Source organism: Microcoleus sp. D2_18a_D3 (assembly GCF_036702455.1).
In the GTDB taxonomy this organism is placed as follows: Bacteria; Cyanobacteriota; Cyanobacteriia; order Cyanobacteriales; family Microcoleaceae; genus Microcoleus.
Map to the genome: position 1 here is coordinate 1 of NZ_JAUBTK010000215.1, position 1309 is coordinate 1309.

Here is a 1309-nt window from a genome sequence, read left to right on the forward strand (position 1 = left end):
GTAGATACTGTCTTGACCTGTCAAGGGGTAGCAGTCAAATAATTGGGGTCGAAAGGCTTTTGGGATTTTAAAATCCCAAAAGCCAAATGCACCAGTTTCCTCATCAGCGCACCAATCACCTGCATTTTGACCTTGCCACGACCCAATAATCGCTCACTCATAGCTTTGAGTAACGGGTTGTGACGCATCGCCACTACCGCAGGCAGATACAATGCCTTTCGCAATCGGACATTGCCGGTGCATGACAAACGAGTTTTGCCTTGAACAGAAGTCCCAGAACTACGTTCACAGGGAGTCAAGCCTGCATAAGCGGCTAGTTGACGGGCATTGTTGTAATCGGAAACATCACGAATTTCAGCTAACAATACCGAGGCCGTCTGTTCACCAATTCCTGGAATTGAGGTCAAGAGGTCACGCTGTTGTTTTAAATGTGGATGTTGGTTAAAATGGTCGCTAATCAGTTTTTTGATTAGTTTTTGTTGCTCTTGTAGGTACTCCAAATGTGCAAGGGTAAGCCCAGCAACAGTTGGCGTAGCTGTTTCCAAACGGTTTTGTTCTTGAGTGGCCATTTCAATCACAGATTCCAGCCGTCGCAACAAAGCTTGTAATTCTTTAACTTCCGGTGCGGTTGGTGTCCATAGAGACGGTTTCATTGCCGCACAAAAACGAGCAATTAGTGCCGCATCTACCGAGTCAGTTTTAGTTCGTAGGAGCTCGCTTTTAGCAAACCCTTTAATCCTAGCTGGATTCACAATACTAACCTGAAAACCAGCCCCATACAGGAATTCGGCTAAGGCTTCTCCGTATATGCTAGTAGCTTCCATACAAGCATGGAGCTCGACTACACTTTGTTGTTGCAGCCAGTTATGCAAACTCTCAAACCCTTGAATATTGTTCGTAAACTTTTTAGGTTTAGTTGCACGACCTTCTCTCAGTAATGAGACATGAAAGTCTCTTTTACTGATGTCTATACCTAAGACTGTTGATGTCATTGTTTGCTCTTTTAGGTACTCCGATTTATAAAAGAACCGACAGGCAATTGAATACTAACGAGAGTCAATGCAGGCTTTCCCAATCAGAAGATCGAGAGCCTAAGATACTGTCCAGCTTAAGGTGTGCCTGTCATCAGTAATGGGAGCTTATCTACGCAACAGACTTTGCTTGAGTCTAAGGGGCGGGCCAACTTCACCGATTTCTGATGTCCTTAAACAACACTTTCTGCTGAAACTTGCACTCTTGCGCTAGATTTTTCTTGTTTCTTTAGATTTACGCCTACTGGATAGAGCGAGCGCCCACTTATCGGTACGAT

At 44.5% G+C, this 1309-nt stretch carries 1 protein-coding gene; it reads right to left on the minus strand.

The window, feature by feature from the left end; genetic code table 11:
• Positions 1-20: 20 nt before the first annotated feature.
• Positions 21-992, minus strand: coding sequence for a transposase (locus QUB06_RS34560; RefSeq protein WP_333109016.1), 972 nt, complete (start codon positions 990-992; stop codon positions 21-23).
• Between the last annotated feature and the right edge of the window lie 317 nt (positions 993-1309).

What these genes read in the sequence shown, in the direction of transcription:
- QUB06_RS34560 (WP_333109016.1), bottom strand. Translation starts at nt 992, where the DNA reads ATGACATCAACAGTCTTAGGTATAGACATCAGTAAAAGAGACTTTCAT.